Raw genomic sequence first — 18470 nt, 5'->3', positions numbered from 1 at the left:
TAAACGCAGTGCCATGTCTAAGAAGCCTGAAGCCACTGTAGAAATCCTCCGTATTGCACGCCTTGCCCATAAGGGTGACGGTGTTGCTGAGACCGATGCCGGACAGATCTTTGTTCCCTATACACTTGAGGGCGAGCTTGTCAGCGCCCAAGTGCAAGGCGCTCGTGCGGAACTTAACGAGATCATTGAGCCGAGCCCGCATCGCGTCGCGTCCGTGTGCAAGCATTTCAGCACATGTGGTGGCTGCTCTTTGCAGCATATGGATGAGGCTTCCTATAAGGACTTCAAGCGCCAACAAGTGGTGGACGCTCTGGCCTCCCGTGGCATCGAAACGCCAGTGGAAGATGTCGTGGTTTGCGGCAAGGGCAGTCGCCGCCGTGCAGTCTTTGCAGCTGTGAAGGCAAGCCATAAAGTGCTGTTTGGCTATCACACAGCCAAGTCCAACCGCCTTGTCGACATTGAAGAATGCCCTGTGATTGCACCTGAGCTCATGAAGGCTGTGCCGGGACTTCGCAAGCTTGCCGGCGAAATTCTGCCGCGTAAGGGCGAACTGAAGTTCACCGTGACGACAACACAGAGCGGCCTTGATGTTGCTATTGGTGGGTTGGGTAAAAACAAAGACAAGCATTACCTTGAACTCTCACAGGCTGCTGTTGAAAATAACTTTGCGCGCCTGACTGTCGATGGTGAAACAATTATCGAGATCCGCCCTCCTCTGCTGGATATGAGTGGTGTGGCTGTTCCAATTCCGTCCGGCGGGTTTATTCAGGCAGCCTTGAGCGCCGAAAAAACCATGGGTGATCTTCTTTCAGAGGGTCTGAGTGGTTGCAAACGCGTGGCTGACTTGTTCTGCGGTGCGGGTACTCTGACTTTCAAGATCGGGCAGTTTGCCAATGTGCATGCGGTGGAAGGCGAAGCAACATCGCTGAAAGCGCTTGATCTTGGATTGCGCCGTGCCAAGGGCCTTAAGAAGGTTACGACTGAACGCCGGGATCTGTTCCGCCGACCAATTGTTGCAAAAGAGCTCGATAACTTCGGCAAGGGGTTTGATGGCGTGGTGTTTGATCCACCGCGTGCTGGTGCGCTTGCCCAGGCACAGGAACTTGCGAAGTCTCCAGTCAAGAAGATCGTTGCTGTTTCGTGTAGCCCTGCCAGTTTTGCTCGTGACATTCGAGAGCTGCTGGACGGTGGCTATCAGATCAAGCGCGTAGTACCGATTGATCAGTTCCTCTACTCCCCTCACGTTGAAGTGGTTGCCCTGCTGGAACGCGGCGCATAAGGGGTAATTATGCAGGCGGCAAGTTGCGAGTAATTTGCCGTCTTCCCTGAATTTTCAATATTTGCCCTAAGTTGGGAAGAGCGTGTTACGTAAGTTTCACGAGTACTGAATATACTCTCACTTGTTGTTAACACGAACAGGTGGCCGAGCTATTGATCAAGGGCCTTTCGGTTTTTGCAGCTATCATTTGCATTGTGCTGGGCCTGCTGACGGTCTGGACGCCCATCCCTACCGGCGTACCGCTGCTGGCTCTGGGGACGGTTCTACTGATCGCTACAAGCCGCAGGTTTGCCAAGTTCGTGCGGCGGCATCGGAAAAACTTTGTTTGGCTCAATCAGGCTCTGCATTGGATTGAGGTGCGTTCCAGCGGGCGGTTTAAGAAGATCATCAGACGAACGCGTCCACGCTATTTCAGGAAGCGTCAGGGTAAAGGTCAACCCTCGCCTAAAGATAACAATACTAAGTCCGCAGCATGATTTCCCAGAGCAAGCAAATCAGATAGGATCTTTTCCAATTACAGGAGAAGTATATGCCGGCTTACGTCATTGTTGATACAAAAATTGAAGATCCTGTCGTCTATGAAGATTACAAGGCTCAGGCTCGCCCGATTGCTGAGAGCTTCGGCGGCATCTACAGGGCACGTGGCGGTGATATGGATGTGGTTGAGAGTGATTTATGGACACCACACCGTCTCGTCATCGTGGAGTTTCCAAGCATGGAAAAGGCGCAGGCGTTTTTGAATTGTCCGGAGTATGCCCCTGTTGCCAAAATCCGTCATGGTGCTGCTAAGTGTAGCCTGACGATTATTGATGGGGTGTAAGTTCTGGGAGCCTGAGGAGCGTTAGGTGCTCAGGCCACCGCTGACGATAATGAAAGGTGCAGCATCATTCAGGTTGAGTGCTGACCAGTCCCCATAGGAAGCTGTTGCGCGCAGGCCAACGGCTTCCAACAGGTCGCGGATATGATCGCGATGCACGAAGCGGCGCATGTTGTTTCTGGAGTAATGCTGTCCATCGCTGTCGTAGTGGGTTTGCATGGACACGAGACCGTTTTTGTCTGGCCCGGCTGTATCCTGCCACAGAGACACTCTTTGCCCTTCAACCGAGCGGACCAAAAGAGGTTTGCCTTTCTGGCCCCACTTCTCCCATGGGCGCGCTTTCGGGTTTTCCATGCCAAAAGCGAATTTGCCATTTGGTTTCAGATGAGCGGCGATGGTTTGGAGAACGAGGATCTGATCCGTATTGGTTGCAAAGGCCTGGAAAGCATTGCCAGTGATGATAATGCGGTCGAATTTCTGATTGAGGTGCACCGTTCGGGCATCTGCCTCCAACCATGTTACCGTCTCTGAGCGTTTAACAGCTTGTGCAATTTTCTTCGGATTTCGGTCAACACCAACAGTGTTTACACCTTGTCTGGAAAGCGCGTTGGACAGCGCACCTGTGCCGCATGCAATTTGCAAAACGCTTCCACCCGGCGTGCAAGCGAAGTTGAAAAGATAGTCATCATCTGCCCCCCAATCCTTATCCAGACTGGTAAAGCTGCATGTGTTTCCCTTTGTCTCCGTGCGGTTCAGCTGCATGATAATTGCCTTCCGGGTGCTGTCCTTCCTAATAAAAGTTAGGTTAAGAGTGTTAACGTCTTGTAACAGGATAAGCGGATTTGCGGCCAAACAAAGAATTCTGAGGTATTTAATCTGCTCAATGATTGTTTATAGATCAGTGTTGCAGAGAAACATCATTGCCCCCGCCAGAACTGTCTAGTTCTTTGCAAGAGGATCTCAGGGTCACATGCAAGGAGATGTAAATCCACTTCAAGTACTGGTGCGTTCGACTTGGCTTGCTTCAAGCGCCAGTTCTTTCTCATAGCCCGTCTCGGCATAGACTGGGGCTCTCGCTTTACGAGGCAGTCGTCAATCGGGCCTTTGAGTTTGATGTGCAGCTGGTTGAATTCCATGGTGCGGACAGCTGTTTTGTAAAGGGAAAGCTCAGCAATTGCGGACCAGCGCAGAACACCAAGCCTTTCCAGATAGAGCCCGGTCTCATTGGCTGCGATTTGAGGGCGTTTATCAACGAAAGGGTAGTGCCAGTGAACGCTGAGAAAAACGGGTAGTGATGCCAATGCAGGGATCAGTGAACCGCTTACAATGCCCGTACCAAGAAGAGCTGCCCCGAGCAACAGGCTGCCGTAGACAACAGGCTCGCCCGTCCCTTTTCGATAGCCCAGTGTGAATGGTTCAGCCGAGCTTTGCTCTTCCTGCCATGGATCAAGATCAAACTGAGACATGCCCCCGCCACTTTCCATATTGCGCCGGGGGCCTGTTGATTAGTCCGCCGGAGTTTCTGTTGCTTCAACTTTCAAGCCGAAGCCTTCAAGGCCAACATAGTGGCGCTCACGCGATGCAATAACCCGAATGGAATTGGCTCCCAGATCTTTCAGGATCTGCGCACCGAGACCAACTTCGCGCCAGTCCTCAGACCGGCCCTGAGCGGAAACGTGCTGCTCATGCTCAGCAGCTTCCAGGTTATCACGATGACGGTTGGACTTGCTTGCAACGCCTACCGCACCTTCACGCAGGTAAACAATAATGCCTCGGCCCCGTTCCGCAAAGTCTTCCATGATTGCTTCCAGAGGTTTGGTTTGCCCAAACACATCATCCAGAACGTTTTCCAGATGGAGTCTGACCGGAATATCCTGACCATCACGCACGTCGCCGTAAACCAACGCCAAGTGGCCAACATTGTCGAACGGAGTAGAATACACGATGGCACGTGCTTTGCCTGCTGTGGTCTCTACATCAAACTCGTCGATACGGCTCACAAGGTTTTCATGACGCTGACGCCATGCGATGAGATCCGCGACAGAAACCATTTTCAGGTTATGCTCACGGGCGAAGTCTTCAACCTGCTCACCGCGCTTTACGGTGCCATCGTCGTTGACCAATTCACTGATGACGCCAACTTCCGGCAGGCCAGTCAGTTTACACAGGTCTACCGCTGCTTCCGTGTGACCGGAGCGCATGAGGACGCCGCCCTCTTTTGCGACCAATGGGAAGATGTGGCCCGGACGGACGAAATCAGCTGCGCCAGCATTTGGATTGGCAAGGCCACGAACTGTTGCACAGCGCTGCTCAGCAGAAATGCCTGTTGTCAGGCCTGGCGCATAGTCAACGGAGACGGTGAACGCAGTTGCCAGTGGAGCGTCGTTGTTGGCGACCATCGGCTCAAGGTGCAGGCGCTTTGCTTCTTTCAGCGTCATTGGAGCACACACGATCCCGGAGGTGTGGCGGATGATGAATGCCATCTGCTCAGGGGTGATCATGTTGGCTGCTGCAATGAGATCACCTTCGTTTTCGCGATCATCATCGTCGGTTACAACAACCATCTCGCCGTTTTCGAAAGCGCGCAGGGCTTCGGCTACTCTTGTTTGAGACACGACGTACTCCTTGTTTTCTTTTAGTCCGAGAAAATCGTTGGGGGTCACCTGATGGCCCGTCGCTTCAGCGATTTTCTGGGCCATTTCTCGAGAAATCCATGCGCTTGGGTCGTTGCACAGAGCCGTTACAGATGCAGGAGACAAACCAGCGCGGCGTGCAAAGGCACTCCTGCTTTCACCAGCGTCTTCCAACCATTCAGTCAAGCGCATAATCCTAGCCCCTTGGCTATGTAATTTTCAGTGATACTGAAATCGCGCTTTTGCCGCTGGAAATCAAGAGGCAAACTGAAAAAAGCTTACCGCTTTCTACCTAGGTCGTATCTGTTCCTCATCTTGAGGTGAATAAACGGTTTGCGGCTTTGCGCGAACGCGCTCGGTTATAACTAACTGCCCTGCCTCGGCCCCGTATTTTAGGAGAGCAAGCACTGAAATCACCACATGGCATCCCATGCAGTGTTGGACCAGAGTTCCCGATAATCGGGATGAGCAAGGCGGCAGGCAATACCTGCGCTATTTATTAGTAATGAGTCTTCGGCATTGGCTACACGCCTTGCCCGGGCTTTTTATAATGAACAACCTCGCCTCTTTTGCCTATAAGGCACGATAGTCAGTTTCCTGAAAAGACAGTGGCTTACCCAGTCAGGTTTCCCTAGCCAGACAGTTCCTCCGTCTTTGATAGACATATCTACAAAAGCAGGTTTTACTGCCGGTACATCTGCATCTATCACCGCGTGATACCCTATAGTCCTGGGCCCTTTCCCTCAAACCATGCGGTCACGTTTGAAGTTCGGTTCACCGGACCTCTGAAAGGTGCGTTACGTCTTCCAGAAGCCCCGCCCAACCTACGACAAACTGACGGTCGCTCCGCCAGCAGCCCGTTACGTAGGCATGCGCTTAGTATGGGCAGGGTTTGAAGCTGGGGGGATAAGTTTTTTGGAGACCGCCACATGCTTGAAGACAGGCAACATCTCACAGCTGCAATGTGTTTGTTATTGCCCGCAGTAAAAAAGGCGCCGGTTTTGCCAGCGCCTTTTCAATAAGAATAAAATCAGAGGTTGAATAGCTTCTTAGCGCACGTCGCGTTCATTTGCATTCATGCACCAAACTCTAACACCTTTGGTGGAGCGAAGTCTTGTCGTTTGATTGCATCCAATCAAACGGAACACGCTCTAGCGTTCGCCGCACTGGCCTCTGTCACGCAGGACATGGTCTGCCAGAACGCACGCCATCATAGCTTCTCCAACCGGAACTGCACGGATGCCAACGCAAGGGTCGTGACGACCTTTGGTCATCACGTCGACCTCTTCCCCACTGCGGGTAATGGATTTGCGTGGTGTCAGGATGGAAGAGGTTGGCTTTACAGCAAAGCGGACCACAACCGGCGCACCGGAAGAGATACCGCCCAGCACGCCACCTGCCTGATTGGACAGGAAGTCAGGCTTGCCATCTTCGCCCATACGCATTTCGTCAGCGTTCTCTTCACCAGTCAAACATGCAGCTTCAAAACCGTTGCCGATCTCAACACCCTTCACAGCGTTGATGGACATCATGGCTGATGCGAGGTCCTGATCCAGCTTGCCGTAAAGCGGGGCACCGAGACCCACTGGTACATGTTCTGCGACGACTTCAATCACGGCCCCAATTGAAGAGCCTTCCTTGCGGATACCATCGAGGTATTCTTCGAAGAACTTGGCGGCTTCCGCATCCGGGCAGAAGAACGGGTTGTTGCCCACCTCGTTCCAATCCCAGTTGTCGCGATTGATCTTGTGCGGGCCCATCTGGACCAGAGCACCACGGATCAGGATGTTTGGAATGACTTTGCGCGCCAAACCACCAGCAGCCACGCGGGATGCTGTTTCGCGTGCTGATGAACGTCCACCACCACGATAGTCGCGGATACCGTACTTGGCATCGTAGGCGTAATCTGCGTGACCCGGACGGTAGCGCTCTTTGATTTCGGAGTAATCTTTGGAGCGTTGATCAGTGTTCTCGATCATCAGGGAGATGGGTGTACCGGTCGTACGTTGTACGCCGTCTTCATCCACCATCACACCAGAGAGAATTTTGACCTGATCCGGTTCACGGCGCTGGGTGGTAAACTTGTTTTGCCCCGGCTTGCGCTGGTCCAGATACACCTGAATCTCTTCTGCTGTGATTGGAAGCAGAGGCGGACAACCATCGACGACGCAGCCAAGCGCTGGTCCGTGGCTTTCGCCCCATGTTGTTACGCGAAACAGATGACCAAAGGTGTTGTGGGACATGTTCTAGCAGTTCACTTTTAGAGCATGAGCACGTCCTGTCCGGCTGACTCTCTTCAATCAAACGGAACGCGCTCTGAGAATTACAGTGGTTTTAGGTGGGTTCCGACGGCAGGTCAATTGAGAGCCTTGCAGCACTTGCGTAAATTTCCCGAATGAACAAGCTGGATTTAGGCTTGTTCCCAGATGCAGGTCTGGAAATGGGAAATCTCAAGGCGTGAAATGCACATTCAGACACCCCCACTTTAATGCGTAAGCTCCATTTCATGCAAAAAACCCGAGTAACGTGTTGGGCACGTGCTCGGGCTTTTCTCATTCATTCAAACTTTTCATTCAGAACCTTGGCCTTGGATAAACCTTAGGCGCCGTGTTCCTGAATAAGTCTTTTCGCAACCAAGTCGTGGTCGAGCCAAAGAGCCGGGCCTTCTGGCTGGCTGGCTTCACCAAACATGAGCATGCCAGTTGCTGCAACAACGTGCTGGCTGAGCTCATCGCTAACCAGAACATTGCGTTCACTATGCATATCCACGATTTCCTGCGAGGTGCCAACAGTCTTGTCTACCTGCTCCGCTGAGTTTGGCATTGGCCAAGCTTCGAAGTTGTAGAATGGCTGCATTGCCTCACTGGTCTGATAATCGGATACCTTTTGCAGCACCTCTTCCAGAGACGCTTCTGGCTTAAGCATGCCCTCGCATTTCTGCCAGAGTGCATCCACCCATGCGCCGCCGCCTTCTTTCTTGAAAGCTTGCAGCAGTGGCAAGAGTGACAGCTCGATGCCAGCAAACACGTCTGAAGAGTTGGTGCGGATCTCAGGGCAGTTGAACACTGTTGCCTTCACGCCGTCTTTCCACGCGCTTTCAGCAAAGTTCTCCAGAGCCATTTTAGCGTAGCCCTGCGTGTAGTTTGTGTAAGTCTGCCAGCGATACTCATCCTCGATCAGGATGCGGGTGCCGTGATAGCCATAGGCGGTGTAGCGCACTTCGCCGCCAGCTGCCTCCACGCGGTCGCGGAGCGTCTTACTGGCTTCCAGCAGGTATCCGAAGCTGTTTGCGGTTACTTCCTCGAAGTTTTTGAGGATCAGCTTGCCCAGATCACTCTCGATAAGAGACTGAGATGGCATGTAGCGTGCGCCGCGGCCTTTATAGATGCGGTTCGCGATTGCCATAAACACTTTTGCACGCGGAATACCGCCTGCCATTGTGTGGGCGAAGAAGACATTCTTGCCTGTTGGGATCATGGTATCCAGCTGTTCCATGACCTGAGAAAGAGCGCCTTTGAAACGGTTGGAGCCAAGATCGCGGCAGATCTCAACATGATCCCAGTCGAGCTTGTGATCCTGCCAATCTTTAATGGTCATTTCGTTGACCAGATCAGTTGGCGTCGCAGTACCTTCCGGCGCATCCAACTCAAAACCCGCACGCAGAGGCACGTTGATGATTTTGCCACCCAGATTGGCTTCGGCTTCTGCCAGCTCTTCTGGTGTCAGGGCGCGTGGCTTGTTGTTTTCATCGGGACGACCGACAGTAATGCCGATCACAGTCATCCCGGCTGCCTTTGCCTGATCGATCAAGCCAGTCGCATATCCGCGACCAAAAAGTTCGCCGAAGAGTACGAAGACATCGCCCTCTCCAAAAACGGTGTTGCTGCTGATTGCCTTGAGTGGTCGAGACGTCTTCATCAAGATCTTCCAAAAAGTTTAAGAGTGTCGAGATTTCATAGGTGAGCGTTCTGCTCTTGTTGCCTAAAAATAACGAGTTACAACTGATTTAGGTAGCCTGTTTAGCTGGTCTTTATGCAGATTGTAGCAAAGCACTCCAAAATGTCGTGGACTGCCTTTGCTGTAGTATTCACTTTATGTGTCACAGTTTATCGCTGACGCAAAAACCTGATCAATTTAACAACCAGGAATTGCGTTGTAAGCCCCCAATCTTAAAGGCTTGGTGCAGCGCTGGACGTGAGAGCACGCATTGATGCGTCCATTGATCAGAATGAACCTGCGTGTCTGCGAGTTCTTTTAAACAGCGAGCTTTAGATCCACGCCTCAGAACCGTCCCGCCAGAGAAGGAACTGGTCTTGTGGCGTCTCCAGATCCGGGATTTCAGCTGGTGCATATCCGCAGAGCAATCCGCGCAGTACCCGCATGACCACACCGTGTGCCACGATGATCATGGGATCCTTTTGCTCTGACATCCAATCGAAGATGCGATCAGAGACCATTTTGTAGCTCTCCCCTTCGGGATGCACATAGCCCCATTTATCTTCGCGTCGCATACGAACGACTTCAGGACGCTCGACCATCATTTCAGGAACGGTCATTCCCTCCACATTGCCGAATGTGATTTCACGCAGGCGTTCGTCGACTTTGTAGTCGTATGGGTCGAGCCCCATTTCCTTGCGCAGAATTTCCATGGTTTCCCGCGCGCGGATCATCGGTGAGCTGACAAAGATGAAATCATCTGCGGTCTTGCCAAGGTCTGGGAGGAAGTCCTTCATCACCATACCGTTGCGCCGGGCCTGCTTGCGACCAGTGTCGTTGAGCGGAATATCCTGACCGCCTTGCATACGCCCTTCCAGGTTCCAGTCTGTTTGTCCATGACGGACATACAGAAGCGGAGTTGGTGTGGTTTTCGCAAGGGGCATCAACGAGCCAGTCATTCCATGGGCCTTCTGCAGGAGATTAGTCGGCAACCGATTTGTAGCGGCTTCTTACGAGGTACATGTGTCATTCCTCGTTAGAAAACAACAGTTATGCACACATTCTTGATTTAAGTCATATGTATCTTTACCAGCCTCTCAAGCGCAAAAAAGGCGCTCCAAGAAGCGCCTTTTCTCAAACCTAATTGCTGAAGCAATTTAGACGACGGAGATATCCGGTGCGTCTACAGCCTTCATGCCAACCACATGGTAGCCGCTGTCAACGTGGTGAGTTTCACCGGTGACAGAACGGGACAGGTCGGATGTGAGGTAGAGAGCGGAATTTCCGACATCATTGATGGTTACGGTTTCACGCAGGGGTGCGTTGTACTCGTTCCATTTGAGGATGTAGCGGAAATCGCCGATACCAGCTGCTGCCAGTGTTTTGATTGGACCTGCAGAAATCGCGTTCACGCGGATTTTCTTAGGACCAAGATCAACTGCGAGGTACTTGACGCTTGCTTCCAATGCAGCCTTTGCAACGCCCATGACGTTGTAGTTTGGCATGACCTTCTCAGCACCGTAGTAGGTGAGAGTTACAATGGAACCACCTTCGGTCATCAGCTTTTCTGCACGGCGGGCAACGGATGCCAGCGAGTAGCAGGAAATCTGCATTGTCTTTGCAAAGTTGTCAGCGCTGGTATCCAGATAACGGCCAGTCAGTTCTTCTTTGTCAGAGAAAGCGATCGCATGAATGACGAAGTCGATCTTGCCCCATTTTTGCTCCAGAACTTCAAATGCTGCATCAATGCTTGCTTCGTTCGTAACGTCACAATCACCTACAACAAGTGCATCGAGCTTTTCTGCTAATGGTTCAACACGCTTCTTCAGCGCTTCACCCTGATAGGTGAGTGCGATTTCAGCTCCGGCATCGTGTAGTGCTGTTGCAATACCCCAAGCGATGGACCGATTGTTGGCCAGTCCCATGATGAGACCACGTTTGCCGGCCATCAATCCTTGCGCTTCTGCCATGTTTTTCTCCTGAGTGAATATCACTTAATCTAGTGAACAGCCCCAAAATGCTATGGCATACTGTTCATTTGGCTTCAAGCCGTCGAAAAAAGTCCAATCAGACATGGACGTGTTCTTGCGCTCCCATTATCTGATAGTTAGAGCCAGATCAACTTCCAACACTGCGACGGAAACATGACTATTCCAAATTTGGTGAACGCGTTTCAAAAGATCATTGGGGACGCAAATGTGCTTGTCAGCGACCAGGACAAGGCCCCATTTCTTGTTGAGTGGAGGGACAAATTTCGAGGCGCCACTCCCATGGTGCTGCGGCCCGGTTCCACATCAGAGGTTGCAGAGTGCGTGAAGCTTGCGGCTCAGCACGGTCTCACTGTGGTTCCACAGGGTGGCAACACGGGTTTGGTTGGGGGGCAAATCCCCAATCCAGACGGTAGCGAAATCGTGCTATCCCTTTCTAGATTAAATAAAATTCGCCACATCGACCCTGAAGGTTATACGATGGTAGCAGATGCAGGCGTTACGCTGCAGGCTGTTCATGATGCGGCTGAAAAGCATGATCGATTATTCCCTTTGACGCTCGCTTCGCAAGGTTCCTGTGAGATTGGTGGCAACATTGCAACCAACGCCGGAGGCACTGCCGTCCTGTCCTATGGGAACACGCGAGACCTTGTTCTCGGGCTTGAAGTTGTGCTCGCAAATGGTGAGGTCTGGGAAGGGCTTCGGACCCTGCGCAAAGACAATACCGGTTACGATTTGAAACAATTATTTATCGGCTCAGAGGGCACTTTGGGGATCATTACGGGCGCCAGCCTCAAATTATACCCAGCTCCGGCGTCGGTAGAGGTGGCTTTGGTCGCGCTAGATTCGCCTGCTAAGGCACTTTCACTGTTTTCATTGGCAAAAAGTCACGCCGGGAACATGCTTACCGGATTTGAGTTGATGCCGCAGACCGGCATGCAGTTCATTTGTGAGCACATGGAACAGTCACGCGATCCGTTTGAAGAACAGCATCCGTGGTATGTGCTGATCGAGATTTCGGCGGGTACGAAAGACATCGACCTTGCCAGCCTGACAGAGACCATCTTCACCGAGGCGTTTGAGGCTGATCTGCTGCGTGACGGATTGCTGGCGCAGAGTAAAGCGCAGGCTGCTGACTTCTGGCGGTTGCGGCATGGGCTTTCAGAGGCACAGAAATTTGAGGGCGGATCCATCAAGCACGATGTCTCTGTGCCTGTTGCAAAGGTTCCCGAGTTTCTGGAAGAAGCGATCGCCGCTGTTAAAGAGGCTGTGCCGGGATGTCGTCCGGTTCCGTTTGGCCATATGGGCGACGGCAATATCCATTTTAACATCACCCAGCCGAAGGATGCCGATAAAGCCGAGTATCTTGCCAAATGGGATAATGTGAACCGTATCGTGCATGGGATTGTTGCCAGTTACAACGGCTCAATCTCTGCAGAACATGGCATCGGCATTTTGAAGCGTGATTTGCTGGCAGAGGTAAAGAGCGCCACAGAGATGAACATGATGCGCTCTGTTAAAAATGCTCTCGACCCAACCAACATGTTCAATCCGGGCCGTGTTCTCTAGACATTAATGCTCAGGTGCTTCCAGTCCTTCCGGGAGCACCTGTCCTCCATCAACGACAATCTGCTGACCAGTGATGTAACCTGCCTCCTCACTGGCGAGGAAGAGCACAGCACTTGCTACGTCTTGTGGTGCACCCAATCGGCCAAGCGGAATCGTTTGCCCCATCTTCTTCAGATATTCATCACCGAGATCATCCAGCGCTTCTGTCCTGATATTGCCGGGCAGAACCGAGTTCACTGTGATCTTGTGCGGGGCCAACTCCAAGGCAGTTGTTCGCATGAAGCCCAGTTGCCCTGCTTTGGAGGCTGCATAATGAGACCAGCCGGCATCTCCAGTAATCGGACCTGTAATTGAAGAGGTAAGGATAATCCGCCCGTGCCCTGCTTGTTTCATGTGCGGAAGAGCTGCCTTTACGCAGTAGAAGGAGGAGCGCAAGTTTGTATCAAGCACATGATCCCACTGCTCAGGCTCCATCTCCTCAATCGTCTGCTTCGGGAAAATGCCTGCGTTGGCGCATATAACATCCAGCCCGTTTTCGTTTGCCGTTTCATCGACAATGGCCTTGACTGCTTGCCACTGGGTGACATCACACTGAAGGAATTGCCCTGCCCCACCTGCCAGAGCGATTTCCTCTACAGCGTTGGCGCCTGCTTCTTCTCCACGCGCAGCGATGGTGACAAAGGCACCTGCACGGGCAAAAGCCAGCGAGATGCCCAAGCCGATCCCTTGGGAGCCACCCGTAATAATGACAGATTTCCCTTTAAGCGACGCCAACATCGTTTATCCCTCATAGTCTCATGGTGTTGGCCTGAGTATGTTGTGCAGAGGCTAAAACAAGTCTAACTGCCCGTTGTTTCCCGAAGAGCCACCTGCAACCTTCTTTTGGGGTTTTGGCTTGGCTGGTGTTTTGAGTGGCTTAGGAGGAGTTGGAATGACCTCCCGCTCCCATAAAGACGGGTCATCATTGGTCACGCTGTTCACACGCGTTGAGACCGGTGTTGCAATTAGCAGCCCATCATCCACAGGTTGCAGCAATTTAACTGCGTCCCGTGACATCACAGTTCCGTTACTCAACCAGTCATTGAAATGCTCTGGAGGGATGATTGCGGGCATGCGATGATGCACTGGCTTCACCGTCCCATTGGCCTCAACCGTGATTACAGCAGCGGTATCAATGTCTCCACCATCAGGATGGGAGTAAGTTTCCCACAGGCCTGCGAAGGCAAGAAGGCGTCCATCGGCTGGCGCAATCCAATAGGGCTGCTTTGCCGCACCCTTGCGTTGCCACTCGTAAAAACCATTTGCAGGTATCAAGCATCTACGGTGACGAACGGCTGCACGAAACGAGGGTTTCTCTTCTAAAGTTTCGGCTCTGGCATTGAGCAAAAGCGTGAAACTTGCTGGGTCTTTGACCCATGATGGGACCAAGCCCCATCGTGCTAACCCAAAGTGGCGCCCACCATTTTCGTGTTTTACGAGTGCAATTGGCTGAGTCGGTGCTATGTTGTATCTTGGTGGAAAATTTGGCTGTTCGATATAATCAAACAACGCTTTGACTTCTTCCGGAGACGCTGACAGGCTATATCTACCACACATGCAGATTACTCTGTTCGCATTTTAGTAAAATTGCAACCAATCGAGAGATAGGTTCCGCGCGACAGATAGGAAGCTGGGAGGCTGCAATGGATATGTACTGCGATAAAATCGGCGTAGGAGAACTTTCTCCTGAGCTTTTGGCGCATGCAAACATCAATCCATCCACGGGTCTTGCAACTGACTATCTTAATCATTTCAATGAGGTTGTTATGCTTCTTGAAATGCTTCCTGATATTCCCGATTGCGCAGAAGATGTTCTGGCCTGGGAACCAGCTGACTATATCACACATTTCAGTGCCTCTAAATTCTCAGCAAAAGAATTGGCTATCCGTGCATACGGAGCTGTTGATTTACCGCTGCGGAATGCTCTGGAGAAGTGTATTGGCGAAGTTGATCAGGAAGTTATCTCCTTACAAAAAATGCTAGGCTCCGCTGAAGTAACAGGTGAACTGCTGCAAATCGTTCAGGATAAAGCCGTTACCGTCATCAGGCCGCTGCTTTCGCAAGCTGGGTCGATCATCCATGGACACCTGCCGGATGAGACAATCAGCACTGAGGAAAGCACTCAAGCGGATGTTGACGCCCTGTTCTCATGAGCAAAAAAATTATTCCGGAATACATTGAGGCAACCAGCGTTGCCTGTGTGCAGAACGAAAGAGTTCTGCTCGTAAAGCGAGCCCAGTCGCCCTCCAAAGGTCTCTGGAGTTTTCCTGGCGGTAAGGTTCTTCCCAGTGAAGACCTTAAGGATGCCGCGCAAAGAGAGTTTAAAGAAGAAACATCTTTGTGCACATCAGACCTGAAGGAATGGACGGTCTCCTATCCTTCTGCGGAAGACTGCAAGGTGCAATATCGCATTCATGTCTTTAGCTGCACGCAGGTCACGGGTGCGGAAGAAGCACGCTCTGATGCCGCTGAACTTGGCTGGTACACTTGGGAAGAATCCATGAACCTGCCTCTCGCGCCCGGCATGCAACAGCACATTCTAAATCTTCTAAGATGTAGTTAGAGCAGATCCCGTGCATTTACATTGACGCCTCAAGCTCTGACTTCTTAATTTTTACGCGTGTTCTTATCCGAAAACCGGAACTACTTTTTGAGAATACGCACAAGCGTCAGTCCAGCAGTGAGCTGTGCAACAAGGGAAAACCGGAAATCCCCAAGGTTCCATAGTGGACAGAGTGCCGGGAGACGGCCATCCTTACAGAATCTGAAGCAACCAGCATGCTGTGGGATCTAGCTTGACTGACATTGCAAGACTTAAAGGTTGGACACGTACCTTTGCGAAACCTGCTGGGCCGACGGGCCGTGGGATTTGCCTTGGTCTGATGCTTTTGAGTGTTGCTGCGGCCCCTGCTGCAGTTGCTCAAAGCTCCCCGCAATCTCCGGGCCAACCCATTCAGCCAGAGTTAAAAGAACCTCCCTACGAGCAACAACTTATCCGCCTCTCAGAAATTCTTGGTGCGCTTCATTATTTGCGCCCGCTTTGCGGTCATGATGAAGCGGACGAATGGCGCCAGCGCATGTACTCCTTGTTGGGTGCAGAAGTGCAGAACGAGCTGAGACGCAGGCGTCTTGTGGAGCGATTTAATCAGAGCTATCGGGGCTTCGCATCGGTCTATCAAACCTGCACTCCAGCGGCTGTTGAGGCCTCTCGCAGATTCGCCGATGAAGGTGTAATTATCACCCAAGAAGTAACGGGCAAGTACAGCCGCGATTGATAGAAAAGCCGGTTGTAATCGTTTTCCACAGACAATTATTGCGTGTTTTTTGGATAACTCGGCTTCGCCACAAATATTAACCATAACTTACAGAAGCTCTGGACGAGTTTACCAAAACATCAGTGAGTCGGTTGTTCCTGCCGTTTTGCGTGTTAACTTCCGTTTAACAGATAAGGCATGCGACGCTTCATTTGTTTTCGTTTGCCCGTTACATGTAACGGCAAATAACAAGAAGCAGCACATAGAGGGACATGAGAGCCAGCATGATCAAGGACGACGCTATCGCCGGCGAATTCACAGAAGAGATCGATGCATCTGATGCAGACATCCGCCGACTGGCTCTGAGCTTCATTCAGGAAGCTTGGGAGGATGGTCTTTCCCACGGCATCGACAGTACAGCTCTTGCGCATGCTGCGCTGTTCTCTGCAATGATGGATCTGGTTTCTCTTTATGGAGAAGAAGCTGTTTCCAAATTTGCGCAGGAACTGCCACAGCGCGTTGAGCGTGGTGACTACTCTTTGGAACGTCGTCTGCACTAATTTCAGCACAGCTGTTTTTTCAAAGAGCCCCGATTGATCGGGGCTTTTTTGATTCCAGCTCGGTGTTTTAGAGCACGTCACGTTCATTTACATTCGCGGAACATACTCTAGAAAATCAAATCACTTGCGACCTTGCCAAGGATGAGCGCTGCAAAAAGCAGTAGGATGATGCCTGCCCCATGGTTGATGGTGGAAAGCCAGTTGTCATTCATGCGATTTCGCAGCTTGGACACCAGCGCCGACAGGCAAGCCCACCACAAAAGCGCACCAGTCAACACGCCCAGCACGAGCGCCAAAGCACCGACATAGTCCCCCTTCTCGGGCGCATGCTCTCCCAGCGAGCCGAAAATTGCGATAAAGCCCAGGATCGCACCCGGATTGGTCACCGTCATGGCGAAAGAAACAATCATACCGCGCCAGATCGTTGGACCACCATCGCTCCCCCCCTTCAGGTGCGGATGAGAGCGGAACACAACAATACCGAAGATGATTAGAAGAAGACCACCTATGGTCTGGATATAGAATTCATGCCGTTCAACGAACTCTGATATTGCTGTCACGCCGAAAGCAGCAGCGGTTGCAAATACACCGTCGGCCAGGACTGCCCCAAAGCCAGCAATGAGGCCCGGAAGGAAGCCGTAATGCACTGCCCTTCTGATTGCCAACACGTTTACAGGGCCAATCGGTGCAGACGTTACGAGCCCGATAATCATACCTGTAATGAAGAGTTCAATATTCAACGCTTTAATCCAAACTTCCCAACTACGCAGAAGACCTGTCAGATCTTCCTATAAATTCTCTAAAGGCCCTTTAGCTTGTGCATAGGTTAGGGTCCGTTTCTTTCTTGATTCCTCACAAGCCCTTAAACTAGGAGCAAAGCACAAGCCCTACGTCCGTTTCGGAGCACTTCATGTATTTTCGCCTACTCATCATAGGGTTACTTTGCACTACAGCTCCGGCTATGGCTGCAACACAGGCTATCAAGACCGAAACGATTCGCATTCAACGCCCCAAGGCTGAGCAATTTCCTCTGCTTGATGAAGGTTTCAACAGAGATACCAGCGGTGAAGATGCTTTGGACAGTGAGTTTGCGGAGGAACCTCCGTTGCCAAAGCTGGACGTCTTTTATGACGATACAGAATTGCCGGAGGCTGTCAGAGCAACTCGCGCGACACTGATCAAGATTGCTCGTAGCGGCGATGTTGCTGCGCTGGCGCCTTTGTTTGCCAAGCAAGAGCAACCACCGGAACTCTCGTTCACACCTGTACGCGATCCGGTCAGTTTTCTGAAAGACAGCTCTGGAGACGGTGAAGGGCACGAGATCCTCGCAATCCTACTGGACATTGTGACAGCCGGGTATGTGCGGCTCAACGAGGGAACAGAAGAGGAGACTTATATCTGGCCTTACTTTGCCCGTTACCCTTTGCATGACCTGTCCCCGTCTCAAAAGGTTGAGATGTACCAGATCGTCACTGCTGCAGATTACTTTGAAATGCTGGATTATGGTGCATGGACCTTCTATCGCCTTGGCATTTCCAAGGATGGGGATGTGCGAAGCTTTATTGCCGGAGACTAAACCGTCTTCGATGACCGGTTGATGAAAGCCCATCAGAAGTTCTGGTGGGCTTTACGTTTGATGCCTTATCCAGCCTTGCGGATTTCGCGGTGGCTTTCGTTCTCCGCTTTCAGCAGGTCCATCTGCTCCGGCTTTTCCATGAAGCGGGTGTAGAAGCTGCTGTCGAGTTCCGCGTAATAGGCATATCCGCGATAGAGTGGCAGAAAACGCATTTTGGCGCGTTTGTCCTGCGCGATATCATGAAGGACATCCTTGAGGTTTTCACGCGGTAAGACGTGGAACCTGCCGAGCCACTTTTTGAGCATCAGCTTGAACAGGCTGGGCAGTCTTTCCTGCTGGCCAAAATCGACAACGGACAACTGGCCGCCTTTCGCCAGAAGCTTTGTGCCGTTGCGCAGAGCGTCTTCCCATGGCGGGATCATTGAGACGCAGTAGGACAGGAAGACACGGTCGAATGTGTCGATGCCGAATTTCTCGAACGGATCAAAGCTCGTTGCATCGCCCTGAGCCAGATGAATCCGGTGAGACAGGTCCGCTTTGTGGATGTTGGCTTCTGCTGTCTTCAGCATTTCTGCTGAGATATCGACGCCAAAGAACTGGCAGGTTGGGTAAGCCCTTGCTGCCTCAATAAGATTGCGACCAGTGCCGCAGCCGAGCTCCAGCACTGTGCTGCCGCGCGGTGCTGCCAAATGTTTGATCAAATGATCCCGGCCAAGAAGGTAATGCTTTCTGGTCAGATCATAAAAATGCCGTTGGTTCTTATAGATTTTATCCATCAGTGAGGCTGAGGACTTTACATTCGCCATTTCACTTCCCTCA

General features: G+C 51.8%; 20 protein-coding genes. 9 read left to right on the top strand and 11 right to left on the bottom strand.

Going from position 1 to position 18470, the window contains the following annotated elements:
- The first annotated feature begins 13 nt into the window (after positions 1-13).
- The 3 genes from PsAD26_RS07935 (at position 14) to PsAD26_RS07925 (ending at position 2099) form a co-directional block, all read left to right on the top strand.
- Complete coding sequence (locus tag PsAD26_RS07935) at positions 14-1279, top strand: class I SAM-dependent RNA methyltransferase (protein WP_063302382.1); 1266 nt, start codon at positions 14-16, stop codon at positions 1277-1279.
- A gap of 152 nt (positions 1280-1431) precedes the next feature.
- Positions 1432-1755, top strand: a complete 324-nt coding sequence (locus PsAD26_RS07930; RefSeq protein ID WP_063287442.1) for a hypothetical protein — start codon at positions 1432-1434, stop codon at positions 1753-1755.
- Positions 1756-1808: 53 nt separating this feature from the next.
- Entirely contained in the window at positions 1809-2099 is a 291-nt protein-coding gene (locus tag PsAD26_RS07925; protein WP_063287271.1) for a DUF1330 domain-containing protein, read from the top strand.
- 21 nt (positions 2100-2120) lie between these two features.
- Here PsAD26_RS07925 and PsAD26_RS07920 read toward each other — a convergent pair whose 3' ends face one another.
- From PsAD26_RS07920 to fabI, 7 genes are all read right to left on the bottom strand, one after another.
- Positions 2121-2858 (bottom strand): class I SAM-dependent methyltransferase, encoded by a 738-nt coding sequence (locus PsAD26_RS07920; protein WP_063287270.1) that lies wholly within the window; start codon positions 2856-2858, stop codon positions 2121-2123.
- Positions 2859-3013: 155 nt separating this feature from the next.
- Positions 3014-3562 (bottom strand): hypothetical protein, encoded by a 549-nt coding sequence (locus tag PsAD26_RS07915; RefSeq protein WP_208980484.1) that lies wholly within the window; start codon positions 3560-3562, stop codon positions 3014-3016.
- 39 nt (positions 3563-3601) lie between these two features.
- On the bottom strand, positions 3602-4921 hold the full coding sequence (gene ribB, locus PsAD26_RS07910; protein WP_063309947.1) for a 3,4-dihydroxy-2-butanone-4-phosphate synthase: 1320 nt from the start codon (positions 4919-4921) through the stop codon (positions 3602-3604).
- Positions 4922-5880: 959 nt separating this feature from the next.
- Complete coding sequence (gene aroC / locus PsAD26_RS07905; protein ID WP_057464885.1) at positions 5881-6972, bottom strand: chorismate synthase; 1092 nt, start codon at positions 6970-6972, stop codon at positions 5881-5883.
- Positions 6973-7327: 355 nt separating this feature from the next.
- Positions 7328-8647 (bottom strand): hypothetical protein, encoded by a 1320-nt coding sequence (locus tag PsAD26_RS07900; RefSeq protein WP_063309946.1) that lies wholly within the window; start codon positions 8645-8647, stop codon positions 7328-7330.
- A gap of 350 nt (positions 8648-8997) precedes the next feature.
- Positions 8998-9624, bottom strand: coding sequence for a histidine phosphatase family protein (locus PsAD26_RS07895; protein WP_057464883.1), 627 nt, complete (start codon positions 9622-9624; stop codon positions 8998-9000).
- A 198-nt stretch (positions 9625-9822) separates the two neighbouring features.
- Positions 9823-10635 carry an enoyl-ACP reductase FabI gene (gene fabI / locus PsAD26_RS07890; RefSeq protein WP_057464882.1) on the bottom strand — a complete coding sequence of 271 codons (813 nt, stop codon included), beginning with the start codon at positions 10633-10635 and terminating at the stop codon, positions 9823-9825.
- A gap of 174 nt (positions 10636-10809) precedes the next feature.
- Here fabI and PsAD26_RS07885 point away from each other — a divergent pair, with 174 nt between their 5' ends.
- Positions 10810-12222, top strand: a complete 1413-nt coding sequence (locus PsAD26_RS07885; protein ID WP_063309945.1) for an FAD-binding oxidoreductase — start codon at positions 10810-10812, stop codon at positions 12220-12222.
- 3 nt (positions 12223-12225) lie between these two features.
- Here the strand turns inward: PsAD26_RS07885 and fabG are convergent, their stop codons facing one another.
- Positions 12226-12999 (bottom strand): 3-oxoacyl-ACP reductase FabG, encoded by a 774-nt coding sequence (fabG, locus tag PsAD26_RS07880; protein WP_063309944.1) that lies wholly within the window; start codon positions 12997-12999, stop codon positions 12226-12228.
- Between the two features lie 51 nt (positions 13000-13050).
- Positions 13051-13818, bottom strand: a complete 768-nt coding sequence (locus PsAD26_RS07875) for an SOS response-associated peptidase (protein ID WP_063309943.1) — start codon at positions 13816-13818, stop codon at positions 13051-13053.
- Between the two features lie 86 nt (positions 13819-13904).
- Between PsAD26_RS07875 and PsAD26_RS07870 the strand changes: the two genes are divergently transcribed.
- The 4 genes from PsAD26_RS07870 (at position 13905) to PsAD26_RS07855 (ending at position 16075) form a co-directional block, all read left to right on the top strand.
- Complete coding sequence (locus tag PsAD26_RS07870; RefSeq protein ID WP_063309942.1) at positions 13905-14414, top strand: hypothetical protein; 510 nt, start codon at positions 13905-13907, stop codon at positions 14412-14414.
- A complete protein-coding gene (locus tag PsAD26_RS07865; RefSeq protein ID WP_063309941.1) occupies positions 14411-14824 on the top strand; it encodes an NUDIX domain-containing protein in 414 nt (137 codons plus the stop codon). Before PsAD26_RS07870 ends, PsAD26_RS07865 begins: the two co-directional genes overlap by 4 nt.
- A gap of 232 nt (positions 14825-15056) precedes the next feature.
- Positions 15057-15536, top strand: a complete 480-nt coding sequence (locus tag PsAD26_RS07860) for a TIGR02301 family protein (protein WP_063309940.1) — start codon at positions 15057-15059, stop codon at positions 15534-15536.
- Between the two features lie 263 nt (positions 15537-15799).
- Positions 15800-16075 carry a hypothetical protein gene (locus tag PsAD26_RS07855; RefSeq protein WP_014284380.1) on the top strand — a complete coding sequence of 92 codons (276 nt, stop codon included), beginning with the start codon at positions 15800-15802 and terminating at the stop codon, positions 16073-16075.
- A 107-nt stretch (positions 16076-16182) separates the two neighbouring features.
- Here PsAD26_RS07855 and PsAD26_RS07850 read toward each other — a convergent pair whose 3' ends face one another.
- Complete coding sequence (locus tag PsAD26_RS07850; protein ID WP_208860099.1) at positions 16183-16815, bottom strand: LysE family transporter; 633 nt, start codon at positions 16813-16815, stop codon at positions 16183-16185.
- Between the two features lie 170 nt (positions 16816-16985).
- Here PsAD26_RS07850 and PsAD26_RS07845 point away from each other — a divergent pair, with 170 nt between their 5' ends.
- Positions 16986-17651, top strand: a complete 666-nt coding sequence (locus PsAD26_RS07845) for a hypothetical protein (RefSeq protein WP_208860100.1) — start codon at positions 16986-16988, stop codon at positions 17649-17651.
- A gap of 65 nt (positions 17652-17716) precedes the next feature.
- Here PsAD26_RS07845 and PsAD26_RS07840 read toward each other — a convergent pair whose 3' ends face one another.
- Positions 17717-18457 (bottom strand): class I SAM-dependent methyltransferase, encoded by a 741-nt coding sequence (locus PsAD26_RS07840; RefSeq protein WP_063309938.1) that lies wholly within the window; start codon positions 18455-18457, stop codon positions 17717-17719.
- Between the last annotated feature and the right edge of the window lie 13 nt (positions 18458-18470).

This window comes from Pseudovibrio sp. Ad26 (assembly GCF_001623285.1).
Taxonomy (GTDB): domain Bacteria; phylum Pseudomonadota; class Alphaproteobacteria; order Rhizobiales; family Stappiaceae; genus Pseudovibrio; species Pseudovibrio ascidiaceicola.
This window is presented reverse-complemented; position numbering and strand designations above follow the sequence as displayed.